General features: G+C 67.0%; 21 protein-coding genes and 2 pseudogenes. 15 read left to right on the forward strand and 8 right to left on the reverse strand.

All coding sequences use genetic code 11. The features are described 5' to 3' along the window. Positions 1-6: 6 nt before the first annotated feature. The 5 genes and pseudogenes from D3874_RS10085 (at position 7) to D3874_RS10105 (ending at position 6,562) form a co-directional block, all read left to right on the forward strand. Positions 7-1,983 (forward strand): ABC transporter permease, encoded by a 1,977-nt coding sequence (locus tag D3874_RS10085; protein WP_119777975.1) that lies wholly within the window; start codon positions 7-9, stop codon positions 1,981-1,983. Positions 1,984-2,034: 51 nt separating this feature from the next. Then, the gene (locus D3874_RS10090; RefSeq protein WP_119777976.1) at positions 2,035-2,304 is read left to right on the forward strand and encodes an FAD assembly factor SdhE; all 270 of its coding nucleotides are present in this window, start codon (positions 2,035-2,037) and stop codon (positions 2,302-2,304) included. A 428-nt stretch (positions 2,305-2,732) separates the two neighbouring features. Beyond that, positions 2,733-5,848, forward strand: a pseudogene (gene mfd, locus D3874_RS10095) (transcription-repair coupling factor). 67 nt (positions 5,849-5,915) lie between these two features. After that, positions 5,916-6,269: a type II toxin-antitoxin system RelE/ParE family toxin gene (locus D3874_RS10100; protein ID WP_119777977.1), complete on the forward strand. Its 354-nt coding sequence runs from the start codon at positions 5,916-5,918 to the stop codon at positions 6,267-6,269. Beyond that, positions 6,269-6,562 carry a helix-turn-helix domain-containing protein gene (locus D3874_RS10105; RefSeq protein ID WP_119777978.1) on the forward strand — a complete coding sequence of 98 codons (294 nt, stop codon included), beginning with the start codon at positions 6,269-6,271 and terminating at the stop codon, positions 6,560-6,562. The genes D3874_RS10100 and D3874_RS10105 overlap by 1 nt, the downstream gene beginning before the upstream one ends. 89 nt (positions 6,563-6,651) lie before the next feature. Here D3874_RS10105 and D3874_RS27925 read toward each other — a convergent pair whose 3' ends face one another. Next, the gene (locus D3874_RS27925; RefSeq protein WP_147385611.1) at positions 6,652-7,074 is read right to left on the reverse strand and encodes a hypothetical protein; all 423 of its coding nucleotides are present in this window, start codon (positions 7,072-7,074) and stop codon (positions 6,652-6,654) included. A gap of 142 nt (positions 7,075-7,216) precedes the next feature. On the opposite strand from D3874_RS27925, the gene D3874_RS10110 reads away from it, so the two are divergent. The 3 genes from D3874_RS10110 to D3874_RS10120 all read left to right on the forward strand — a co-directional run bounded on the left by D3874_RS10110 (position 7,217) and on the right by D3874_RS10120 (position 8,512). Further along, positions 7,217-7,594, forward strand: coding sequence for a DUF6429 family protein (locus D3874_RS10110; RefSeq protein WP_199699008.1), 378 nt, complete (start codon positions 7,217-7,219; stop codon positions 7,592-7,594). Positions 7,595-7,697: 103 nt separating this feature from the next. Next, positions 7,698-7,976, forward strand: a complete 279-nt coding sequence (locus tag D3874_RS10115; RefSeq protein ID WP_119777979.1) for a type II toxin-antitoxin system TacA family antitoxin — start codon at positions 7,698-7,700, stop codon at positions 7,974-7,976. Continuing rightward, on the forward strand, positions 7,973-8,512 hold the full coding sequence (locus D3874_RS10120; RefSeq protein WP_119777980.1) for a GNAT family N-acetyltransferase: 540 nt from the start codon (positions 7,973-7,975) through the stop codon (positions 8,510-8,512). Before D3874_RS10115 ends, D3874_RS10120 begins: the two co-directional genes overlap by 4 nt. A gap of 20 nt (positions 8,513-8,532) precedes the next feature. Here D3874_RS10120 and D3874_RS10125 read toward each other — a convergent pair whose 3' ends face one another. Continuing rightward, the gene (locus tag D3874_RS10125) at positions 8,533-9,186 is read right to left on the reverse strand and encodes a DsbA family oxidoreductase (RefSeq protein ID WP_119777981.1); all 654 of its coding nucleotides are present in this window, start codon (positions 9,184-9,186) and stop codon (positions 8,533-8,535) included. Beyond that, positions 9,183-10,231 (reverse strand): annotated as a pseudogene (locus D3874_RS31955) (alpha/beta hydrolase). The gene D3874_RS10125 and the pseudogene D3874_RS31955 overlap by 4 nt, the downstream one beginning before the upstream one ends. On the opposite strand from D3874_RS31955, the gene D3874_RS29205 reads away from it, so the two are divergent. Both D3874_RS29205 and D3874_RS10135 read left to right on the forward strand, forming a co-directional pair. Further along, a complete protein-coding gene (locus tag D3874_RS29205) occupies positions 10,176-10,328 on the forward strand; it encodes a hypothetical protein (protein ID WP_199699009.1) in 153 nt (50 codons plus the stop codon). The pseudogene D3874_RS31955 and the gene D3874_RS29205 sit on opposite strands and share 56 nt — an antisense overlap. Continuing rightward, entirely contained in the window at positions 10,316-10,951 is a 636-nt protein-coding gene (locus tag D3874_RS10135; protein ID WP_199699010.1) for an SDR family oxidoreductase, read from the forward strand. The genes D3874_RS29205 and D3874_RS10135 overlap by 13 nt, the downstream gene beginning before the upstream one ends. 56 nt (positions 10,952-11,007) lie before the next feature. Here the strand turns inward: D3874_RS10135 and D3874_RS10140 are convergent, their stop codons facing one another. Together D3874_RS10140 and D3874_RS10145 are read right to left on the reverse strand one after the other, a co-directional pair. Beyond that, positions 11,008-11,790: a uracil-DNA glycosylase family protein gene (locus D3874_RS10140; protein ID WP_119777983.1), complete on the reverse strand. Its 783-nt coding sequence runs from the start codon at positions 11,788-11,790 to the stop codon at positions 11,008-11,010. Positions 11,791-11,792: 2 nt separating this feature from the next. After that, positions 11,793-12,335 carry a helix-turn-helix domain-containing protein gene (locus D3874_RS10145; protein ID WP_119777984.1) on the reverse strand — a complete coding sequence of 181 codons (543 nt, stop codon included), beginning with the start codon at positions 12,333-12,335 and terminating at the stop codon, positions 11,793-11,795. Positions 12,336-12,399: 64 nt separating this feature from the next. Here D3874_RS10145 and D3874_RS10150 point away from each other — a divergent pair, with 64 nt between their 5' ends. The 3 genes from D3874_RS10150 to D3874_RS29210 all read left to right on the forward strand — a co-directional run bounded on the left by D3874_RS10150 (position 12,400) and on the right by D3874_RS29210 (position 15,727). Then, positions 12,400-13,308 (forward strand): DMT family transporter, encoded by a 909-nt coding sequence (locus D3874_RS10150; protein ID WP_119782237.1) that lies wholly within the window; start codon positions 12,400-12,402, stop codon positions 13,306-13,308. A gap of 88 nt (positions 13,309-13,396) precedes the next feature. Continuing rightward, on the forward strand, positions 13,397-13,783 hold the full coding sequence (locus tag D3874_RS10155; RefSeq protein ID WP_147385612.1) for a helix-turn-helix domain-containing protein: 387 nt from the start codon (positions 13,397-13,399) through the stop codon (positions 13,781-13,783). Positions 13,784-13,840: 57 nt separating this feature from the next. Next, positions 13,841-15,727: a VIT domain-containing protein gene (locus D3874_RS29210; RefSeq protein ID WP_199699280.1), complete on the forward strand. Its 1,887-nt coding sequence runs from the start codon at positions 13,841-13,843 to the stop codon at positions 15,725-15,727. A 2-nt stretch (positions 15,728-15,729) separates the two neighbouring features. On the opposite strand, the gene D3874_RS10165 is transcribed toward D3874_RS29210, so the two are convergent. Further along, positions 15,730-17,223 carry an acyl-CoA synthetase gene (locus D3874_RS10165; protein ID WP_119777987.1) on the reverse strand — a complete coding sequence of 498 codons (1,494 nt, stop codon included), beginning with the start codon at positions 17,221-17,223 and terminating at the stop codon, positions 15,730-15,732. Positions 17,224-17,228: 5 nt separating this feature from the next. Then, a complete protein-coding gene (locus tag D3874_RS10170; protein WP_119777988.1) occupies positions 17,229-17,795 on the reverse strand; it encodes a phosphonate degradation HD-domain oxygenase in 567 nt (188 codons plus the stop codon). Between the two features lie 109 nt (positions 17,796-17,904). Here D3874_RS10170 and D3874_RS10175 point away from each other — a divergent pair, with 109 nt between their 5' ends. Both D3874_RS10175 and D3874_RS10180 read left to right on the forward strand, forming a co-directional pair. Continuing rightward, positions 17,905-19,038 (forward strand): CaiB/BaiF CoA transferase family protein, encoded by a 1,134-nt coding sequence (locus D3874_RS10175; protein WP_119777989.1) that lies wholly within the window; start codon positions 17,905-17,907, stop codon positions 19,036-19,038. A gap of 7 nt (positions 19,039-19,045) precedes the next feature. Beyond that, a complete protein-coding gene (locus D3874_RS10180) occupies positions 19,046-19,420 on the forward strand; it encodes a DNA-binding protein (protein ID WP_119777990.1) in 375 nt (124 codons plus the stop codon). Between the two features lie 25 nt (positions 19,421-19,445). Here the strand turns inward: D3874_RS10180 and D3874_RS29215 are convergent, their stop codons facing one another. Then, on the reverse strand, positions 19,446-20,681 hold the full coding sequence (locus tag D3874_RS29215) for a hypothetical protein (protein ID WP_199699011.1): 1,236 nt from the start codon (positions 20,679-20,681) through the stop codon (positions 19,446-19,448). Between the last annotated feature and the right edge of the window lie 126 nt (positions 20,682-20,807).

A 20,807-nucleotide genomic window follows, 5' to 3' on the forward strand; every position in this document is an offset into this window, starting at 1 on the left:
CGTGCCATGACCGACGTTACCTTCAGCGGATCCTATGTGGCGCCGCCGCGGGCCAAGGACTGGTCGGGTATCTACGGCCTGATCTTCGTCCTCGCCGTCATTCCCTACCTGGCGCCCGAGGCGCTGCCCTGGGCCAAAGTCTTCCCCGATGCCTGGAAAGTGCCGCTGTCGGTCTGGATCCGCGACGGCCTGAACTGGCTGGTGAAGGACCTGAGCTTCGGCCTGTTCACCTTCAAGGAAATGACCCGCGCCATGGCGGCGGTCATGGCCTGGCCGCTCGATCTCGCCAAGGCGATCTTCTTCGACGGCGTCACGTTGGGCGACGTGCATCTCCCGCGCCTGTCCTGGGCAGGGGTCATCCTGGCCATGACGGTCTGGGGCTGGGCCCTGGGGGGCCGGGGGCTGGCCGCCGTCGGCTTCGTCTCGCTCAGCTACATCGCGCTGTTCGGCCAGTGGAACGGGGCGATGCTGACCCTGTCGATGATCGTGATCGCGGTGCCGCTGGGCATCGGCCTGGGCCTGCTGCTGGGCATTGCCGCCTGGCGCTCGCCCCGCCTGCGCCAGGCCCTGGTCCCGCTGCTGGACCTGATGCAGACGGTGCCGACCTTCGCCTACCTGGTGCCGATCATGTTCCTGATCGGCGTCGGCCCGGTCTCGGGTATCTTCGCCACCGTGCTCTATGCCATGCCGCCGATGACCCGGGTGACCATGATCGCGCTCGACGGCGTGGCGCCCGAACTGGCGGAAGCCGGGCTGATGGCCGGGGCATCGTCGCGCCAGATCCTGTGGAAGATCATGGTGCCCTCGGCCGGCAAGGGGCTGCTGGTCGGCGTCAACCAGGTGATCATGCTGTCGCTGAACATGGTGATCATCGCCGCCATGGTGGGGGCGGGCGGCCTGGGCTTCGACGTGCTCAATGCCCTGCGCATCGCCAACGGCCTGGGGCCGGGCCTGGAGACCGGCCTGGCGGTGGTGGCGCTGGCGATCGTGCTCGATCGCTACAGCCAGGCGGCGGCAGCACCGCGCCGCGGCCTCGACCCGGCCCGCCGGCGCCTGAGCCTGCGCCTCGGGCTGGGCCTGCTGGTCGGCTTCACCCTGCTGTCGGTGTTCGTGCCGGTTTTGGAGGAGCTGCCCAAGGGCGCGCGGCTGTCGACCGGCGCGATCTGGTCCGATCTGGTGCGCTGGATCAACCTCAACATGTTCGAGCAACTGGACGCGATCCGCACCTTCCTGGTCTTGAACCTGCTGAAACCCTTCAAGGAATTTCTCATCGGTTTTCCCTGGCCGGCCATGCTGCTGCTGGTCGGCGCCATCGGCTGGCGCCTGGGCGGGCGCCGGCTGGCCCTGCTGGTGGTCGCCTTGCTCGCCTTCATCCCGCTGACCGGAATGTGGGAGCGGGGCATGACCACGGTCTATCTGTGCGGCATCTCGGCCGCCTTCGCGGTCGTCCTGGGGGTTCTGCTCGGCATCCTGGGCGCCCATTCCGACCGCTGGCACCGCTTCCTGGAAAACATGAACGACACGCTCCAGACCCTGCCCAGCTTCGTCTATCTGCTGCCGGTGGTGATGCTGTTCCGGGTGGGCGACGTCTCGGCCCTGTTCGCGGTCGTGGCCTATTCGATCGTGCCGGCGATCCGCTATACCGACCACGGCCTGCGCCGCGTGCCGCCCAATTTGATCGAGGCGGCCGCCATGGACGGCTGCACCCGCCGCCAGATCCTGTTCAAGGTCGAGATCCCCTATGCCCTGCCGGAAATCATGCTGGGGGTGAACCAGGTGATCATGATGGCCCTGTCGATGCTGGTGGTGACCTCGCTGATCGGCACCAACGACCTGGGCAAGGCGGTACAGATGGCGATCACCAAGGCCGAACCGGGCGACGGCCTGGTGGCGGGCCTCGCCATCGCCTTCCTCGGCATCACCGCCGACCGCTTGATCGCCGCCTGGGCCACCGCCCGCAAACGCAAGCTGGGCATTCCCTGAAACCGGCCGGTCGGGCGTGACAGGCGGCGCGGGGCGCACTATATCTCCGCGATGCTTGAAGACCTGGACATTGCGCGCCGGCGCCTGCGCTTCCGCTCGTGGCATCGCGGCACCAAGGAAACCGACCTGATCCTGGGCAGCTTTGCCGATGCCCATGTCGGCGGGTTCGACGCAGCCCAGCTCGACCGCTACGAGGCACTCCTGGAAGAGGAGGATCCGGACATCTACGCCTGGCTGACGGGCGGGGTGGCGGCGCCCGAGCGGGTCCGCTCCGACGTGCTCGAGCTTCTCTTGAAGTTCAGATACCAGCCCCGGCCGTGATTTCGCTCGGCAAAATTCTCGATGATCGGCCGCGGCTGACCATCGCCGGCGCCCCTGAAGGGGTCGACGCCCTGGCGATCGCCCAGATGGCGGCCGGCGTCGATGTCCTGCACCTGGCGCGGGACGAGGCGCGGGTGCCGGCCCTGGTCGCGGCCCTGCGCTTTTTCGCGCCCCAACTCGAGGTGCTGGTCCTGCCGGCCTGGGATTGCCTGCCCTATGACCGGGTCTCGCCCGGGGCGGAAGTGGTGGCCCGGCGCATGGAAGTGCTCAGCCGGTTGGCCTATCCCAAGGCAACCAAGGGCGGCCGGGTGGTCATCGCCTCGGTCGAGTCGGCGCTGCAGCGCCTGCCGCCGCGCCAGGCCATCGCTGCCGAGACCCTGCGCGCCAAGGTGGGCGACGAGTTGCCCATCGACCACCTGACCAGATACATGGGCAGGGTCGGCTATGCCAAATCGGGCACGGCGACCGAGGCGGGCGAATACGCCGTGCGCGGCGGTATCGTCGATATCCTGCCCCGGGCGAGGAGGAGGGCTATCGCCTCGATTTCTTCGGCGACAGCCTGGAGGCGATCCGCCGCTTCGACCCTGCGACCCAGCGTACCACCGGCACGGCGAGCGAGATCGCCCTGATCCCCGCTGCCGAGGTGCCGTTCGAGGCCGAGGCGATCCGCCGCTTCCGCCAGGCCTATGTCGAGCTGTTCGGCGCCGTAACCGATGACGACCCGCTCTACGAGGCGGTCTCGGCCGGGCGGCGCCATGCCGGTGTCGAGCACTGGCTGGCCCTGTTCTATGACCGGCTGGATTCGATCCTCGACTATTGCCCCGAGGCGATCGTCACCCAGGACGCCCAGTTCGACTCCGCCGTCGAGGCCCGCCTGGGCTTGATCACCGATTACCACGCCGCCCGTGTCACTGCCCGCGAGGCCAAGGGTGCCTCGATGTCCGGCACCATCTACAAGCCGTCGCCGCCGGGCTTGCTGTACTTGACCGGTGGCAGCCTCGACGCGGCCTTGAACCGGCGCCGCGTCCGCGTCTTCGAGCCCTTCGCCGCGCCCAAGGCCGCCCTCGACTTGGGCGGCAAACATGGCCGCGATTTCGCGCCCGAACGCACCCAGGGCAGCAATCCTTACGATGCCCTGGGCGATCATCTGGCGGCCCTGGTCAAACAGGGCAAGCGGCCGGTCATCGCCGCGACCACCACCGGCTCGCGCGATCGTCTGACCCTGGTGCTGCGCGAACACGGGATCGAGCCGCTGGCCGCGGTCGACAGCGCCAAGGGGATCGGCAACCTGCCGGCCAATTGCGTCGCGCTGGCCATCGTCGCCCTCGACCGCGGTTTCGAGACCGACAACATGGCGGTCGTCACCGAGCAGGACCTGCTGGGCGACCGGCTGATCCGCTCGTCGCGCCGGTCCAAGACCGCCGACAATTTCCTGACCGATGCGACGAGCCTGGGTGTGGGCGACCTGGTCGTCCACGTCGACCACGGCATCGGCCGCTTCGAGGGGCTGAAGACCATCGAGGTTACGGGTGCACCGCACGACTGCCTGCACCTGACCTATGACGGCGGCGACAAGCTGTTCCTGCCGGTCGAGAACATCGAGCTTCTGTCGCGCTATGGTTCGGGGGAGGGCGAGGTTCAGCTCGACAAGCTGGGCGGCGGCGCCTGGCAGGCGCGCAAGGCCAAGCTGAAGCGCCGCATCCGCGAGATCGCGACCTACCTGATCGACGTGGCCGCGGCCCGTGCCCTGAAGACCGCGGCGCGCCTCGATGTCAGCGACGGCCTCTACGAGGAATTCTGCACCCGTTTCCCCTACGAGGAGACGGAGGACCAGTTGAAAGCCATCGCCGAGGTCATGTCAGACATGACCAGCGGCAAGCCGATGGACCGCCTGGTGTGCGGCGACGTCGGCTTCGGCAAGACCGAGGTGGCCCTGCGCGCCGCCTTCGTCGCTGCCCTGTCGGGCAAGCAGGTGGCGGTCGTCACCCCCACCACGCTGCTGTGCCGCCAACACTACAATACGTTCACCAAGCGCTTCGCCGGCCTGCCGGTGCGGGTGGAACAGCTCTCGCGCCTGGTCTCGGCCAAGGACGCGAGCGAGACCAGGAAGGCGCTGACCGCCGGCGATGTCGATATCGTCATCGGCACCCATGCCCTGCTCGGCAAGACCATCGCCTTCAGGGACTTAGGGCTCCTGATCGTCGACGAGGAGCAGCATTTCGGCGTCAACCACAAGGAACGCCTGAAGCAACTGCGCGCCGATGTCCACGTCCTGACCCTGACCGCGACGCCGATCCCGCGCACCCTGCAACTGGCCATGTCGGGCGTGCGCGAACTCTCGATCATCGCCACCCCGCCGGTCGACCGCCTGGCGGTGCGCACCTTCGTCATGCCCTTCGACCCCGTGGTGCTGCGCGAGGCGATCCTGCGCGAGCACTTCCGCGGCGGGCAGACCTTCTATGTCGTGCCGCGCATCGTCGACCTCGACGATGCGGCGGCATTCCTGCGCGCCGAGGTGCCGGAGGTGAAGTTCATCAAGGCCCACGGCCAGATGCCGGCGGGCGAACTGGAAGACGTGATGAACGCCTTCTACGACGGCAAATACGACGTGCTGCTGTCCACCACCATCGTCGAGTCCGGCCTGGATATCCCGACCGCCAACACCCTGGTGGTGCACCGGGCCGACATGTTCGGCCTGGCCCAGCTCTACCAGATCCGCGGCCGCATCGGCCGTTCCAAGAACCGCGCCTTCGCCTATCTCACGACAGCGCCGCGCATGAAGCTGTCGGTGACGGCGGAGCGGCGCCTCGACGTGCTGCAAACCCTCGACGAGCTGGGCGCGGGCTTCACCCTCGCCAGCCACGACCTCGACATTCGCGGCGCCGGCAACCTGCTGGGCGAGGAACAGTCCGGTCACATCCGCGAGGTGGGTTTCGAGCTCTACCAGGAGATGCTGGAGGAGGCGATCGCCAACGCCCGCCTGGCCGGCGGGGCCGAGGATCTGGCAAGCGACGGCGAATGGTCGCCGCAGATCAATGTCGGCGCCTCGGTCCTGATCCCGGAAGGTTACGTCGCCGACCTCGACCTGCGCATGACCCTGTACCGGCGGGTCTCGCGCCTGGAAGTGCGCGCGGAGATCGATGGCTTCGCCGCCGAACTGATCGACCGCTTCGGCGACTTGCCCGACGAGGTGAAGAACCTGCTCACCATCGTCGAGATGAAGGCGCTGGCCAAGCGCGCCGGCATCGAGAAGCTGGACGCCGGCCCCAAGGGTGGCACGGTCACCTTCCGCAACCAGGCCTTCGCCAACCCGGCCGGCCTGGTCGCCTGGCTGTCCAAATCCGCCGGCACGGTGAAGCTGCGGCCGGATCAGAAACTGGTCTGGTTGCAGGACTGGACCGACCTGGGCAAGCGCCTGAAAGGCGCCTTCCACATGGTCCTGCGCCTGGCGGAAATCGCGGATGCGGGGGCGGATCAGCAGGCGCCGGCGGCTACCGCCAAGCCCACCCCGAAGGCCATGCCCGCGAATACCGGCCGGCGCTGATCAGGCATTCGACCATCCGAGTTTGTTTCAAATTGACGTTGCGTACCATTTTTGGTACATAGCCTGAATGCCAAAATCGTCCAAGCGCCTGCCGGCTAGGTTTTTCGAGAGTGAAAACGGCGGCGCTCCGGTGCGGGAGTGGTTGCTGTCGCTGTCGGCCGAGGATCGAAAAATCATCGGCACGGATATTCAGACCGTGGAATTCGGCTGGCCGATGGGCATGCCGATATGCCGTCCGATATCGGGTCGAAAAGGGCTATGGGAAGTGCGCAGCAGCGTGCCCGGCGGCCGGATTGCGCGGGTTTTGTTCTGTATCCATGAAGGCCATATGGCCTTGTTGCATGGATTTGAGAAGAAGACCCAAAAAACGCCGGACCGCGAATTGGATATCGCCGTCAAACGGATGAAGGGGTTGGACTGATGACCGAGAAAGTCGAAAAGGGCCGCCTTGGCGCAACCTTCGACAGCTTCCTGGAAGAGCAGGGAATTGCCGAAGAAACGCGGGAAATCGCCGTCAAACGCGTGATCGCGTGGCAACTCGCCAAAATCATGGAAGAGCGGAAGATCACCAAGGCGGAGATGGCACGCCGCCTTTCCACAAGCCGCGCGCAGCTCGACCGGCTTCTCGATCCCGACAATGATTCCGTCACGCTCGGCATGCTCACGAGAGCCGCAAAGGCGGTGGGCCGGACGATCAAGCTGGAGTTGGCGTGAGGTGGGATGGGGCGGGCAATTTATCCTGGAGTGTTGGAGATTAGATATCGTGTCCCCCAGAACTCCGCAGAAACTCAAAAATTAATAAATTAATGATCTAATTCCGGAAATTTCCCTTTGTACTCCTCCCATTCTGCTTCGATATCAGAAAACAGGGGAGATTTACTCAAGTAGCCAGTGTGTTCTTGAATCCTTATCAAGGCCGCAAACAACATAAATCGAGCCCGTGTATTAACAATAACCAACGCAGCCCCATGCTCTACTCTTCTACCAATTAAGCTTTCAACTCGCTCTATTTCAGGTTCATTGGCTCTATCAAGCGCAATTTTCCCGTAGCTCAAAGGGCATTCCGCGTACAACAATCCTCTGATTAATATATCCATTCCAACATCAGAAGGCTGCCCATTCAATTCCGTAGAGCTTCGAATCAACATTGACCCCAAGCTGGGTTGATACTCCCAAAGCTTAAAATCTCTTCCTTTCAGGCGTTCATTTATTGAAAGCAGATTCATGGTCTAAGCCTTTATTCGACAAACGGAAATACCGCAAATCCAAGGAAACTATACTCAATCGTGTTAAATCGTTGCCGTGGATACCAGAACATATTTGCCGAATTCCGGCAGATGGGCGCCGACCAACTCGACCCCGTCAATCTTGCCGATCATCCAACGAATTCCCCTGAGCCTGCGCGATCCCTCGATTGATTGGGGTCTGCGGATCGAGAATGATCCCGATGAGGCAATGATGGTGAAGAAGAGACCGTCGATGAAAAAATCAGACGCGAAGAAGGGCGAGGCCCCACCGGTTTCGGCCGACCGTATCGATGAGGCTGTCTTGGGCCTGCTTCTTCTCGGCCTCCATGACGGGGACCGGGTGTGGAAGACATTCGACTGGGATGCGATGGATCGCCTCCATCAGAAAGGGTTCATTTCGGCCCCTGCGAGCCGCACGAAATCCGTCATCCTGACAGAAGAGGGAAGGCGGGAAGCAGAACGCGCCTTCGAATCGTTGTTTACGCAGAAACGGTCGTGAACGGCGGTTGCGGCTCCCCGGAAGTGCGCGGGCCTTGAAGTTGGCGGCTGGAATTCGTACTCTTTCAAGAAGTACGATGGACCAGGCAATATCCGGAGGGCCCATGCCTCGCGCGGCCGTTGACGACAACAAAAGGATGAACCTGCGGGTTTCGCCTGCGGTCAAGGAGAAGCTCGTCCGAGCGGCGGCGCTGCGCAATACCGACCTGACGAATTTCGTCATGCAGTCGGCGCTGCGGGAAGCGGAAGCGGTGATCCAGGCGGCCGAGGTGCTCAAGGTTTCGGAACGCGACTACAAGCGCCTGCTCGACCTCTTGGACAATCCGCCGCCGCCCAACGACAGGCTGCTCGCTGCGGCCAAGGCGTTGCCGGAGCGTCGATGACGCTTCCCGCTTGGCGCGAGGAGCCCATCGCCAAGGAGCACCCGCGTGATGGTTTCGATTGCGGCGATGCCGATCTGAACCGCTACCTGCTGAAGTTCGCGCGCCAGAATCACGAAAGCGGCGGTGCCAAGACCTTCGTCGCGGTGAGTGATGCCGATGCGCGGATTCTGGGATTCTACAGCCTTGCCCCCGCGGTGGCGCGTTACGATCAAATGCCTGAAAATCTCCGCAAGGGCCTGCCGCGGCATGATGTGCCGGGTTACCGCCTCGCGCGCCTGGCAACCGACCTGAGCGTTCAAGGCCGTGGCCTGGGTGGTCAGCTCTTGCTGGCGGCGGGCCGGCGATGTCTGCGGGTGTCGGGCGAGGTTGGCGGCGTTGCCCTCTATATCGATGCGAAGAATGAGCGGGTGGCGGCTTGGTACGAGGCCTTGGGCGCCATGCGGCTGACCGGTGTCGCAGAAGGCGCGGTGCCGATCCCCATGGCGATTGCCCTCAAGACCATCGCAGCGGCACTGGCGGCAGCGGACAGGCTGTGAGGCCCACGTTGTCCGCGACCTCACTCACCGGCCGCCAGATCCTCGCCCGCCGCGACCCGCGCCAGTAGCTGCCGCCAGTGCTCGGTCGGCTCCGCCCCCACCACCGCCCATTTACCGTTGATGATGAAGGTGGGGACGCCCTGGATGCCGATCTGGCGGGCCAGGGTGTCTTCCTTGCGCACCAGCTCGACATCGCCGTCGCCGGCCAGCAACTCTGCGACGATGGTGGTGTCCATGCCGGCCGCGCCGGCGGCCTCGACCAGTACCGCCGGATCGCCGATATCCTCACCCCTGGCGAAGTAGCGGTCGAACAGGTCCTCGACCAGGGGCGCCTGCACGCCCGCGGTGCGGGCCCAGCGCACCAGGCGGTGGGCGTTGAGGCTCGACGGCATCTTGGCGATGGCCTGGAAGTCGAAGGGGATGCCTTCGTCCCCGCCGATCGCCACCAGCGGCTCGTGCAGGCGGCCCAGTTTCTCGGCGCCGAATTTGGCGCCAAGATAGGCGTCGCGCGGCACGCCCTGGGGCGGCATGTCCGGGTTCAGCATGTAGGCGCGCCAGACCCGCTCGACCTCCAGATCGGGCCGCTCCGCCATCGCCCGGTCGAGGCGGCGTTTGCCGACCCAGCACCAGGGGCAGACCATGTCGGAGACGATCTCGATCCGGATATCGGTCATGCGGCGATCTTGCTCCCGATCCAGGCCCCGGCCGAGGTGATCGCGTCGCGTCCCTCGGACAGCATGCCGGCGAAGAAGTGCCAGACATGGATCATTTCAGGCCAGATTTCCAGCCTGGTTTCGACGGCGGCGGCGCCCAGCACGCCGGCCAGCCGGACGGAATCGTCGAGCAGCGTCTCGGCCGAGCCGACATGGATCAGCACCGGCGGCAGGCCGGTCATGCCGGCATGGAGCGGCGAGAGCAGCGGCGTCGACAGCGGCCGGTCGAGGGCATAGATCGCCGCCATCTGGTCCAGCCGCGGCTTGGTCACCATCGGGTCGACATCGTTCTTGGCCGCCATCGAGGGCAGGTTGTTGGCCAGTTCCACCCAGGGCGAGATGCAGAAGCCGGCGCCGGGCAGGGGCAGGTTCTGGTCGCGCAGGGCAAGCATGGTGGCGATGGTCAGGCCGCCGCCGGCGGAATCGCCCGCGATGCAGATCCGGCGCGGCTCGATCCCCCGCCCGATCAGGTGGCGATAGGCGGCGACCGCATCCTCGACCGCGGCCGGGAAGGGGTGTTCGGGGCCAGGCGATAGTCGACCGCCAGGGCGCAGACCTGGGCGGCGCGGGCGAGGTCGCGCACCAGCCGGCGATGGGTGTTGAGCGAGCCCAGGCAATAGCCGCCGCCATGGAGATAGAGAATCGCCGCATCGGTGGCCGCACCCGGCGGGGTCGAGAATTCGGCGGCGATGCCGCCCAGATCGACCGCCTCGGCTTGCGTCTGATCCCCCTCGATCTGGGGTGCGGCCAGTTGCTCGTAAAGCTGGCGGGTTTCCTCGACCGCCAGTTCCGCACGGTCGGGGATGGCGGCCAGCGCCGCCCTGATTGCCGCAAGCTCCTGCATGCTCATGTTTTTCTCTCCCTTTCGTCGGTTTTTTTGGCCACGAGCATCCTTGCTTTGCCTTTTGGGATGGGGCAAGTGCGTTGCGCAGCAGGAAACGAGGAAATTTATGACCATGTCGACGTTCGATCCGGCAAAGCCGCTGGCCGGCAAGGCCATCTTCATCACCGGCGCCACCTCCGGCTTCGGCCGCCGCTTTGCCCAGGTGCTGGGGCCCAGGGCGCCAAGCTGGCCGTCTCCGGCCGCCGGGTGGAACGGCTGACCGCGCTGGTCGACGAACTGGCCGCCTCGGGCATCGAGGCCGTGGCGGTGCCGCTGGACGTCACCGACCTGGCGGCGATCGCGCCGGCGGTCGACAAGGCCGAGGCGGCGCTGGGCGCGCTGTGGGGACTGGTCAACAATTCAGGTGTCGGCGGCGGCACCAGGGTGGAGCGCGAGACCGAGCAGAACTACGACTGGATCATGAATACCAATGTGAAGGCGGTGTACTTCATGGCCCAGGAGGTCGGCCGGCGCCTGATCGAGCGCAAGGAGGGCGGGCGCATCATCAACATCGCCTCGATCGCCGGGCTGCGCGTGCTGCCTATGCTCAGCATCTATTGCATCTCCAAGGCCGCGGTGGTGCAGATGACCCGGACCATGGCGATCGAATGGGCGCGCCATAACATCAACGTGAACGCGATCTGCCCCGGCTATATCGAGACCGAGATCAACGCCGAATTCTTCCAGTCGGAACCCGGCCAGAAATTCATGGAAAAATTCCCGCGCCGGCGCATCGGCGAGGTCCAGGACCTGGACGGTATCATCTCGCTCATGCTCGACCCGCGCTCCGGCTTCATGACCGGCTCGATCGTCAATGTCGATGACGGGCAGTTGCTGATGTGAAACCACCGCTGTCATCCCGGCGAAGGCCGGGATCCATTCTGGGGCAGCACGAGATGTCACAATGGATCCCGGCCTTCGCCGGGATGACGCTTGGGGTTATCGCCGCAGCAGGTGCAGGGGCGGAAGAACCCGAGCACCGCGACATCGTTGATGAACGACACGTTGTAGGGATGCTCGGCGGCGATCGTGTTCCAGCCGGCGGCGCCGGCGACGGTGCCCAGGTCCTTGGCGAAATTGCCGAACAGCAGCAGGGTGGCGTCAGGGGCCAGGCGGTGCAGGTTGGCCAGGAACAGGTCCATGAAGCCACGCCATTGCTTGGCATCGCGGGCCTTGTTGGCGGTCAGCACCGGGATCGCATTGACGCACAGGATGCCGGCCGCGCGGATGCGCACGAACAGGTCCTCCAGCGTCACCACCAGGTCGCGGCGATCCACCGCGGCGATCTCCATTGCGGTCGCCAGGGGGGAGATCAGGCCTTCGGCCACCAGCAGCATCTTCATGATGTTGCGCAGGCTGGTTGCCTTGTTGACCGGCTTGGCCAGGCCCTCACTGCCCCAAATCGAGCCCACCGCGCCGTCGTTGAAGGATTCGCCGATCGCCGATTGCCGGCGGGGGTAGGGGGATTCGCCCATCAGCACGGCGGTAACGGCCGGGGGCGCCACCTTGCGCAGGGGCGAGAGCATCAGCGGGGCGCCGGGCAGCCAGTCCGCGGCCTCCAGGCCGCGCAGATAGGTGGGATCCATCGCTGCCGCGGGTGCTTCCAGGACCCGCAGCCACGCCGGATCCAGATCCGCACAGGCCTGGGCGAAGGGATAGTGCGACAGGGGACTGTTGCCCATGGTTACATCACCACGTTACGAATGAACCGCACCGGTTCCGTGCCCTTGTTGACGAAGGCAAAGGCCCGGTCCGAGCGGTAGGCGGTCGACTTGCCGGCGGCCAGGGTGACGGGGCCGTGATCGAACTCGATGGTCAGGGTGCCGGCGATCACCGCGACCATTTCATGCCAGCCGGCCGGGTCCGGGCCCGACTGGTAGTGCTCGCCCGGCGCCAGGCTCCAGGCCCACATCTCGGCCAGCCGCGTGGCCGGGGCGGTTTCCAGCAGGTGGGCCTCGCTGCCCGGCTTCTCGCCGCGCCAGGCCAGGGTCGGCTGGCCGACCGTGGCGGGCGCCACGATCAGGTCGGGCAGCAGGACGCCCAGCACCGCCGCGATCTTGTCGAGGGTCTGCAGGCTCACATTGCTGTCGCCGGCCTCGATCGCCACCAGCATGCGCCGGCTGACCCCGGAGCGGGTGGCAAGCACCTCCTGGCTGATGCCGGCGGCTTGGCGCAGGCGTTTCAGGTTGCTGGCGAGGTGGAGGAGAACAGGGGGTTGACGATCCATTATGCGCAGTATATTGCACTAACCATTGAGCAGTATACTGCGCAGATTGAGTGGCTTCAAGACCATGTCCAGCACCGATCGTCCCCTCGTCCCCAGCCGCTGGGATGCCAATGCCGGCGGCCGCTTGCCGGAAGTCGTCCTGCTGGGCGTCACTTTCATCTGGGGCGCCTCGTTCTGGATCATCCAGACGGCGCTGACCGTCTCGGGCCCGCTGTTCTTCCAGGGGCTGCGCTACACGATCGCCGCCCTGGTGCTGATCGCCGTCTCGCTGCCGCGGCTGCGCGGCATCACCGCGCTGGAATGGAAGATCGGCCTGCTGACCGGCGCTGCCGTGGCCATCGCCAATGCCCTGCAGGCGATCGGGCTGGAGACCATTCCCAGCAGCAAGTCGGCCTTCATCACGGCGCTCTACGTGCCCATGGTGCCGCTGATGCAGTTGATCTTCCTGCGCGAGCCGCCACGCCCGCTGGCCTGGGCCGGCATCGGCCTGGCCTTCGTCGGGCTGACCCTGCTGGCCGGCCCCAAGGCGGCAGCCCTCGAGTTCACTGCGGGCGAGATCATGACGGTGGTCAGTGCCGCCATCATCGCGGCCGAGATCATCCTGATCGGCGCCTATACCCGCCAGCTCGACGCGACACGGGTCTCGGTGGTGCAGCTTGCCTCGATCGCGGTATTCACCCTGGCCGGCATGGTGCCGATGGGCGAGGCGCTGCCGGCGATCTCGCCCGTGCTGCTCTATTGTGCCGGGGGCCTGGGCCTGGGCAGCGTCGTGATCCACCTGGCGATGTACTGGGCGCAGCGCAAGCTCTCGCCGACCCGGGCCACCCTGATCTATGCGACCGAGCCGATCTGGGCCGGCATGATCGGCCGCATGGCAGGCGAGCGGATCCCGCTGCTGGGCCTGATCGGCGCCCTGCTGATCGTGGTGAGCGTGGTGCTCAGCAATTGGCGGCGGCGAGCGCCCGGCGCATGAGCTGGTGGTTGGCCGGTCGCTGACCGAAGCCTTTCGACATAGTCTTTGTAAAAAGAACTTGCGCTGGCCGGGCATTTCGACATAATTCGTGTCGAAAGGGCTGACCATGCATATTCGAGAGCTGACATCACGCGCAGGGGTAGCGGAGCGACAGGTCCGCTATCTCATTGCCGAAGGGTTCATCCCGCCGCCCAGGGGCGGACGCTCGAATGCCGAATACGGCGACGATCATGTCGCGGCGATCGACAGATACGTTCGCCTGCGGGATCTCGGCTTTCCGCCGGCCGCCATCAAGCTTCTGCTGCAGTCTCGCGAAGGCGTGCCGTTTCCGGTCTCGCCGGGCATCACCCTTGTCGTCGACCCGTCGCTTCTGGCGACCGGCGCGCCGGTTCAGCCGGTCATCGACACACTCCGCTCGCTCCTCACCGACCTTTTCAAGGAACAGGCCCATGCCCACGATGCCCGGCACGATTGATCCTCTTGGCGCCTTCGCTGCCGGTGCTTTCACCACCGGGACCGGCGCCCGGTCCCGCTGGTCTCGACACGGTTCGACGTTGACATCGACGGCGGCCTGGCGACGGTGGTGACCTCTCGCGTCTTCCGCAACGACGAGGCCCAGAGCATCGAGGCGACCATCACCTTTCCGGTTCCCGTCCATGCGGTGCTCTTCGACCTCGAGGCCCTGATCGACGGCCGCCTGTTGAAGGCTCGCGCCCAGCGGCGCAGCGCGGCGCGCGAGGCCTACGAGGATGCGATCGAGCGGGGCAAGGCGGCGGTGCTGCACGAGGAAGTGCTGCGCGGCGTCCACATGCTCTCGGTTGCCCATGTGGCACCGGGTGCTGAGATCACGGTCAAGGCCACCTGGGCGATCACGCTGCGCTTCGTGGGCGACAGTGCCCGGCTGCGCATCCCGCTCACCGTGGGCGACATCTACGGCCGTTCGCGCCTGCCCGACTCCGACGACCTGCTGGCCGGCGGCCCGTTGCAGCACGCGGATATTTCCGTCCGCAGCAGCAGCGGCACGGTCAGCCTGGCCGGCGGCAGCCTGGCGGAGGGCCAGGCACGGGTGCCCCTGAATGCCCCCATCGACCTCGCCGTGACCGGCATGATGCTCGGGATGCTGCGGGGCAGGGCGGCCGACGGACGGGAGGTTGCCTTGCGCATCACGCCGTGCGGACCGGGAGAGGCGCTGCTGAACGTGGCCGTGCTGGTCGATCGTTCAGGCTCGATGGGCGGGGGCAAGCATCACGCGGTGGTCCGTGGCCTGACCGCCGTGGCCGACATGCTGGGCGAGGCTGACCTGATCGACCTGTGGCAGTTCGACAATGAATTGGAGCACGTCGGTGCGGGACAGCCGCTTCGGGACCTTGTCGCCCGGCTGGGCGAGCCCAGGGGCGGCACCGAGATCGGCGGCGCGCTTTCGGGCGCCATGGCCGGTAGCCGGATGCGCGACATCCTGCTCCTCACCGACGGCCTGAGCCACGCGCTCGACGTGCAGGCACTGGCACGGCGGGGACGCCGCATCACGGTGCTCTTGATCGGGCACGACAGCCTGGAAGCCAATGTCGGGCACCTCGCGGCCCTGACGGGCGGCGACATCTTCGTCGCCTCGCCCGATGACATTGCGGCTGTGCTTGCCGCTGCCATTGGTTCCCTCCGCTTAGCAGCCGAACCGGTTCAGGTCGGCGATGCCGAACACATCCGCGCCGTCCGGGGCAATGCCCTGCTCGAGGCGGACTGGCTGGCGGCAACGGGTGCCGGCCCGCAGGGGCGGGCCGTGGCCGCGGTCGCCGCGGGCCTGGCCCTGCCTGCACTCGACGAGGAAAGAGCGGCCGCGCTGGCGCAGGCCGAGGGGCTGGTCACGCACCTGACCAGCCTGGTGCTGGTCGACGAGGCGGGGGCGGTGCAGGAAACCCTTCCTGCAACCCGCAAGATCGCGCTGGCCGCACCTGCCGCTCCCGCCCCCATGGCGCGAATGGTGCGCGCCAAGTCGCCCAGCGCCGCCAGCTACTCTTCCGCCCCCCCGGATATGCTGCGGGAGGAAGTGCGGTCTTTGTCAGCGCCGCTCGACCTGTCTTCGGCCGCCGGGATGATCGACTGGGATCGCTCGCCCGGGCAACTCGTCGCCGGTGACGTTTCGGGGCTGGGTCGTGAAATCGCCCTGCTGATCGGGGTGGCGGCGGTGCGGCCCGACGTGACCCACCTGGCGACACAGTTGAAGCTCGATCCGGTAATGCTGGTTGTCGCTCTCATTGCCCGGTCGCTGGGCGAAGGAAACCGCTCGGCCGCGCGGATCGCCAAGGCTGTCCTGGGCAGCGGCATCACGGAAGAATTGCGCCGCCTGGCCGCGGCCCTGGGGCTTGAACCGGCGGGGCCGCGAGGCCTGCGCGGGCGCCTTGGCGGGTGGCTGGGGCGGTGAGGTCAGGGCCGGGCGGCGAGGGCCCGGCGCATGACCTTGCCGTTGGCGGTGCGCGGCAGGCTGTCGACCACCACGACATCCTTGGGCCGCTTGTAGGCCGCCAGCCGCTCGCCGGCGAAGTCGATCAGCGCCGCCTTGTCGATGGTGGCGCTGTCGCGCGCCACGACATAGGCGCAGATCACCGAAAGCGCGTCCGAGACGCGGCGTTCCGCCACCGCCACCTCGGCCACCGCCGGGTGGCCGGCCAGGGCCGCCTCCACCTCCAGGGGCGAGACCCGGTAGCCGCCGGCATTCATCAGGTCGTCGTTGCGGCCGTGGAACCAGATGTAACCGTGGCCGTCCAGATGGGCGAGGTCGCCGCCGGCGAACCAGTCGCCGCGCAGGACCTGGGCCTGCTCGTCGGGCCGGTTCCAATAGCCCAGCATCAGGCCGGGGTCGCTGCGGTGGACGGCCAGCAGGCCGATCTCGTCGGGCCCCAGCGGCGCGCCGGTCACCTGGTCGAGGATTGCCACCTTGCGGCCAGGCTGCGGCCGGCCGGGGGAGCCGGCCCGGGCGGGGCCGGGCGGCGACTGGCTGATATAGGTCGAGATCTCGGACATGCCGAGCGCCTCGTAGAGTTCCGTGCCCACGGTCTGGCGCCAGGCCTCCAGCACGCTGGGGGCCAGCGCCTCGCCGGCGGTCAGGCCGTGGCGCAGGCTGGACAGGTCGAAGGCTTCCGGCGTGCCGTATTTCAGGATCTGGCGGTAGAGGCCGGGCACGGTCGCGAAGATCGTGGCGCGAAACCGCTCGATCAGGCGCGGCCAGACGTGGGCATCGCGCGGGCCGTTATAGAGGCAGGCGGTGGCGCCATTGGCCCAGGGATCGGTCAGGCCGACCCCCAGCGTATAGGTCCAGTTGAAGGCCCCGGCATGGAGCACCACGTCGCTGGCCCCGATGCCGTACCAGCCCTTGTACATGGGCCGGCGGCCCCAGGCGTGGCGCTGGCCGTGCAGCACGCCCTTGGGCTTGCCCGTGGTGCCGGAAGTATAGACCAGGAAGGCCGGATCGTCGGCCGCGGTGTCGGCGAAGTCGCCCAAGGGGCCGTCCTTGGCCATCGCGCGGATGGCCTGGGCGGAAATGCTCATGACACCATCCGGTACCGCGACATCGGCCAGGCTGTCGCCCACGGCGATCGCCCGGGCGCCCGAATCCGCCAGCAGGAAGCCGGCCTCGGCGGCGGTCAGTTGCGCGGAGGAGGGCAGGGCGACGATGCCGGCGGCGATCGCGCCGAAATAGGCCAGGGCATAGGCCGTGTCGTTATCCATGCGGATCATCAGCCGGTCGCCCGGCACCAGGCCCAGCGACAACAGCCCCTGTGCCACCCGCAAGGTCGCATCCTTCAGGGCGCCGTAGGTCCAGCGCTCGTCGTCATGGGCGCCGGCCACGATCAGGCCGATCTTCGCGGCCGGGTGCTGATCCAGGCAGTAGCGCGCCATGTTGAAGCGGGCCGGCACCATGGCGATCACACCCGGACCAGGGCGGTCAGCAGGTCGCGGTAGTGGGCGAAGGCCGGCACCTCCAGGCCCACGACCTTGGCCTCCTCGTCCCAGACGCGCAGGCGCACGGCGTCCTTCCAGAACGGGCCGGCCTCGAACGCCGCCACCTCGTCGTTCGACATCGGGCCGCCCTGCAGGCCTAAGCTGCGGACGGACGCCGGCGACAGGCGCTCGAAATAGCCGGCCTTGGTCGCGCAGAGATAGCGCTTGGCCGCCACGTGAAGGCGGATCGGCACGGTCACGGCGTCGCCGAACCAGGGGGCGAGGTGATCGGCCCCGCCGTCTTCGTGGCGGGCGTCATAGCCTTCCAGGGCCGCCCGTTCGCCCTTGGGGTCGATCAGGTGGCCGATGTCGTGGAGCAAGGCGGCGGCAACCAGGCCGGGGGCCGCACCGGCGCGCGCGGCGCAGGCGGCGGCTTGCAGGCCGTGGGCAAGCTGGCTCACCGATTCGCCGCCCTCATAGGGCGCGGCGCCCCGCTGGGCATAAAGCGTCTCGACCTGCAAAATTATTTCGAGAGGCTGGCGCGACGTCATCTCACTCTCCGGTCATGCGGGCGTGATAATGCTCGTGACGGCAACGCCGGTCACGGGCTAAAAAGCTCCCCACGGTTTAAACGGAACACTAAAACACCGGAGGAAAATCATGGGGCCGTTGAAGGGTGTCAAGGTCATCGAGATCGCCGGCCTGGGGCCGGGTCCGTTCTGCGCCATGCTGCTGGCGGACATGGGCGCCGACGTGGTGCGCATCGACCGGGCCGGCGGCGGCGGCCTGTTCGACCCCAAGTTCGATTTCCTCAACCGCGGCAAGCGCTCGGTGGCCCTCGACCTGAAGAAGCCCGAGGGCATCGAGGCGATCCTGAAGCTGGTCGAACAGGCCGACATCATCACCGAGGGCTTCCGCCCCGGCGTGATGGAGCGGCTGGGCCTGGGTCCCGACGTCTGCCTGGCGCGCAATCCAAAGATCGTCTACGGCCGCATGACCGGTTTCGGCCAGGATGGGCCGATGGCCAAGGCGGCGGGCCATGACATCAACTACATCGCCATGTCGGGGATGCTCCATGCCATCGGCCATGCGGGCGGCAAGCCGGTGCCGCCGCTCAACCTGGTCGGCGATTTCGGCGGCGGCGGCATGTTCCTCGCCTTTGGCCTGGTTTCGGCCCTGCTCGAGTCCAAGACCAGCGGCAAGGGCCAGGTGGTGGATGCCACCATGATCGACGGCGCCGCGGTGCTGGGCACCATGATGTACAGCCTTTCGGCCCAGGGCGTGTGGCGCGACGAGCGCGGCGTCAACATGCTCGACACCGGTGCCCATTTCTACGACACCTACGAGACCAGCGACGGCAAGCATGTCTCGATCGGCTCGATCGAGCCGCAGTTCTATGCCGAGCTGTTGCGCCTCGCGGCACTGGACCCGGCGGTGTTCGGCATGCAGATGGATATCGGCCGCTGGCCCGAAATGAAGGACAAGCTCGCCGCGGTCTTCAAGCAGAAGACCCGCGACGAATGGTGCGCGATCATGGAGAACACCGATGTGTGCTTCGCGCCCGTCCTCTCCCTGCTGGAAGCGCCCCGGCACCCGCACAATGTGGCGCGCGGCACCTATTTCGAACAGAACGGCCATGTCCAGCCGGCCCCGGCCCCGCGCTTCAGCCGCACCCGGCCCGACCTGCCGGCGATCCCGCCGACGCCCGGCGCCAACACCGACCAGGCCCTGGCCGACTGGGGCTTTGCCGCCGATGAAATCGCCCGGCTGAAGGCGGCCGGCGCAGCGGTCTAGGCAGCCCATGGCCCTGTTCTTCGACGCCGCGTGGTTCGACAAGCGCCTGGCCCTGCTGGGGCTGGGCCGCGCGTCGGTCGGCGCGGCGCTGCGCCTGGACGATGCGGCGGTCGAGGCACTGTTCAAGGACCAGCGGGAGTTGAAGCCGGTGGAGGTGGCGACTCTCGCCGCCCTGCTGGCGGTATCGGCCGATGAAATCGCCCTCCGGGCCGGGGCGGGGACCAGCGTGGCGAAGCCGATCCCCGACGAGCCGTTCCTGCTGCGCCTGGAAGCGGTCGAGGCGGCCATGGCCCGCCTGGAAGAACGCATGGCCCGGATCGAGGAACTGCTGGCCAAGGCGGTCGAGAAGGCCCGCGGGGAGCGGCTCGACGAGCCGTCGTGACGCCCCCCCGTGCTCCCCCGGGGCGTTACTTCTTCAGTTTCAGCGCCTTGGCCGTGATCAGGACCTCGACCTCCTTGGTCTTGGTCGGATCGCCGGAAACCAGCGAGATGACCATGCCGGTGTTGGTGAACACCGGCGGGTCGTTGGTCGGCACGCCGCCCAGCGCCAGCGTATTCAACTGGGTGAATTTGTTGGGGCCGGTCGTCTTCAGGACGGTGACGTAACCCCTGCGTTCCTTGCCTTCGAGCAGGACGAACAGGAGCACGATGTCGTCGAGCTTGTCGCCCGTCACATCCTTGGGCATGGCGATGGCATAGCCGACGCCGGCCTTGCGCTTTTTCGCTTCGGCCGAAATCGCATTCTGGATCGCCTTGTCGGCGGGGCTTGCCGGCGCGGCCGGTGCGGCGGCCTCCGGGGCGGCGGGGGCCGGCGGCGGGGTCACCGCGGCTTGCGCGCCAGGTACCGGCGGCGGCGGCTCTGCCGGCGCGGGCGCGGGGGCGGGCGTCTGGCCGGGGACCGAAAGATCGGCCAGGCCCTGGTCGGCATTGCCATCGTTGCCGGCGCCGGCAAAGCTTGAACCGGGAACCGCGGCGCCGGGCGACGGCGCGGCCGGCTTGGCCGGAGCCGCGGGCGGCGGCGCGGCCGCAACCTCCTGGACCTGGATATTGTTATCCTTGGCGCAGGCCTCGAGGGCCACGATCGCCTCGGCGGCGCCAGCCAGCGACAGCGGTTCGGTATGGAATTTCAACGCCTTGGAGCCGATGATGGCGGCTTCGCCCTTGCTGAACACGATAAACAACTGCTGGCCCTCAACCCCCGGCAGGAAGGCCGTCATGATGGTGTTGGGATCGTAGGGTTGTCCGGCGACGCCCAGGGCCGGGCGGCCGTCGACCGAGAAGCCGAAGTCCAGGCTTGTCCCTTCCTTGAGCGTCAGGGTCGGTGCGCCGTAGAGCAGGCTGCGGCCGCGCGATCCCAGGATGAAGCCCAGGCGATGGCCGTCTTCATAGGTCCGGCTGATGACGCACAGCGCATCCTCCCGGCCCGGCAGCTTGTAGACTTCCAGCGCCCAGTCCCCCACCGTCTCGCTTTCCGCCAGGGCGGGCGGCATCGCCAGCGGTGGCGGCAGGGATAGCGGTGGGGACGGTGGCTGGGACGGCGGTGTCGTTGCCTCGTCGTCCTGGGCCAGGGCCCCCGGCACGACAGCGGCGGCAAGCACGCCGGCCAGGGTCAATCCGCGGGCGAAATGGAGCAGTCGAGGCATCGCGGCACCTTGAAAAATAAGGCCTGTGAGTCGTCGGCGAGGATAACCCGCCCGGTCGTCTAGCATGAAATCCCCGCAATCACCGGCAGTTCCGATCGATCTTCCATGGTGACCCGGCATTTGTTA

Source organism: Oleomonas cavernae, assembly GCF_003590945.1.
Classification (GTDB): domain Bacteria; phylum Pseudomonadota; class Alphaproteobacteria; order Zavarziniales; family Zavarziniaceae; genus Zavarzinia; species Zavarzinia cavernae.

Excerpts from the sequence above, each read along its gene's own strand:
- D3874_RS10085 (WP_119777975.1), top strand. The coding sequence starts at position 7 with ATGACCGACGTTACCTTCAGCGGATCCTATGTGGCGCCGCCGCGGGCC.
- D3874_RS10090 (WP_119777976.1), top strand. The coding sequence starts at position 2,035 with ATGCTTGAAGACCTGGACATTGCGCGCCGGCGCCTGCGCTTCCGCTCG.
- D3874_RS10100 (WP_119777977.1), top strand. The coding sequence starts at position 5,916 with ATGCCAAAATCGTCCAAGCGCCTGCCGGCTAGGTTTTTCGAGAGTGAA.
- D3874_RS10105 (WP_119777978.1), top strand. The coding sequence starts at position 6,269 with ATGACCGAGAAAGTCGAAAAGGGCCGCCTTGGCGCAACCTTCGACAGC.
- D3874_RS27925 (WP_147385611.1), bottom strand. The coding sequence starts at position 7,074 with ATGAATCTGCTTTCAATAAATGAACGCCTGAAAGGAAGAGATTTTAAG.
- D3874_RS10115 (WP_119777979.1), top strand. The coding sequence starts at position 7,698 with ATGCCTCGCGCGGCCGTTGACGACAACAAAAGGATGAACCTGCGGGTT.
- D3874_RS10120 (WP_119777980.1), top strand. The coding sequence starts at position 7,973 with ATGACGCTTCCCGCTTGGCGCGAGGAGCCCATCGCCAAGGAGCACCCG.
- D3874_RS10125 (WP_119777981.1), bottom strand. The coding sequence starts at position 9,186 with ATGACCGATATCCGGATCGAGATCGTCTCCGACATGGTCTGCCCCTGG.
- D3874_RS29205 (WP_199699009.1), top strand. The coding sequence starts at position 10,176 with ATGACCATGTCGACGTTCGATCCGGCAAAGCCGCTGGCCGGCAAGGCC.
- D3874_RS10140 (WP_119777983.1), bottom strand. The coding sequence starts at position 11,790 with ATGGGCAACAGTCCCCTGTCGCACTATCCCTTCGCCCAGGCCTGTGCG.
- D3874_RS10145 (WP_119777984.1), bottom strand. The coding sequence starts at position 12,335 with ATGGATCGTCAACCCCCTGTTCTCCTCCACCTCGCCAGCAACCTGAAA.
- D3874_RS10150 (WP_119782237.1), top strand. The coding sequence starts at position 12,400 with ATGTCCAGCACCGATCGTCCCCTCGTCCCCAGCCGCTGGGATGCCAAT.
- D3874_RS10165 (WP_119777987.1), bottom strand. The coding sequence starts at position 17,223 with ATGGTGCCGGCCCGCTTCAACATGGCGCGCTACTGCCTGGATCAGCAC.
- D3874_RS10170 (WP_119777988.1), bottom strand. The coding sequence starts at position 17,795 with ATGACGTCGCGCCAGCCTCTCGAAATAATTTTGCAGGTCGAGACGCTT.
- D3874_RS10175 (WP_119777989.1), top strand. The coding sequence starts at position 17,905 with ATGGGGCCGTTGAAGGGTGTCAAGGTCATCGAGATCGCCGGCCTGGGG.
- D3874_RS10180 (WP_119777990.1), top strand. The coding sequence starts at position 19,046 with ATGGCCCTGTTCTTCGACGCCGCGTGGTTCGACAAGCGCCTGGCCCTG.
- D3874_RS29215 (WP_199699011.1), bottom strand. The coding sequence starts at position 20,681 with ATGCCTCGACTGCTCCATTTCGCCCGCGGATTGACCCTGGCCGGCGTG.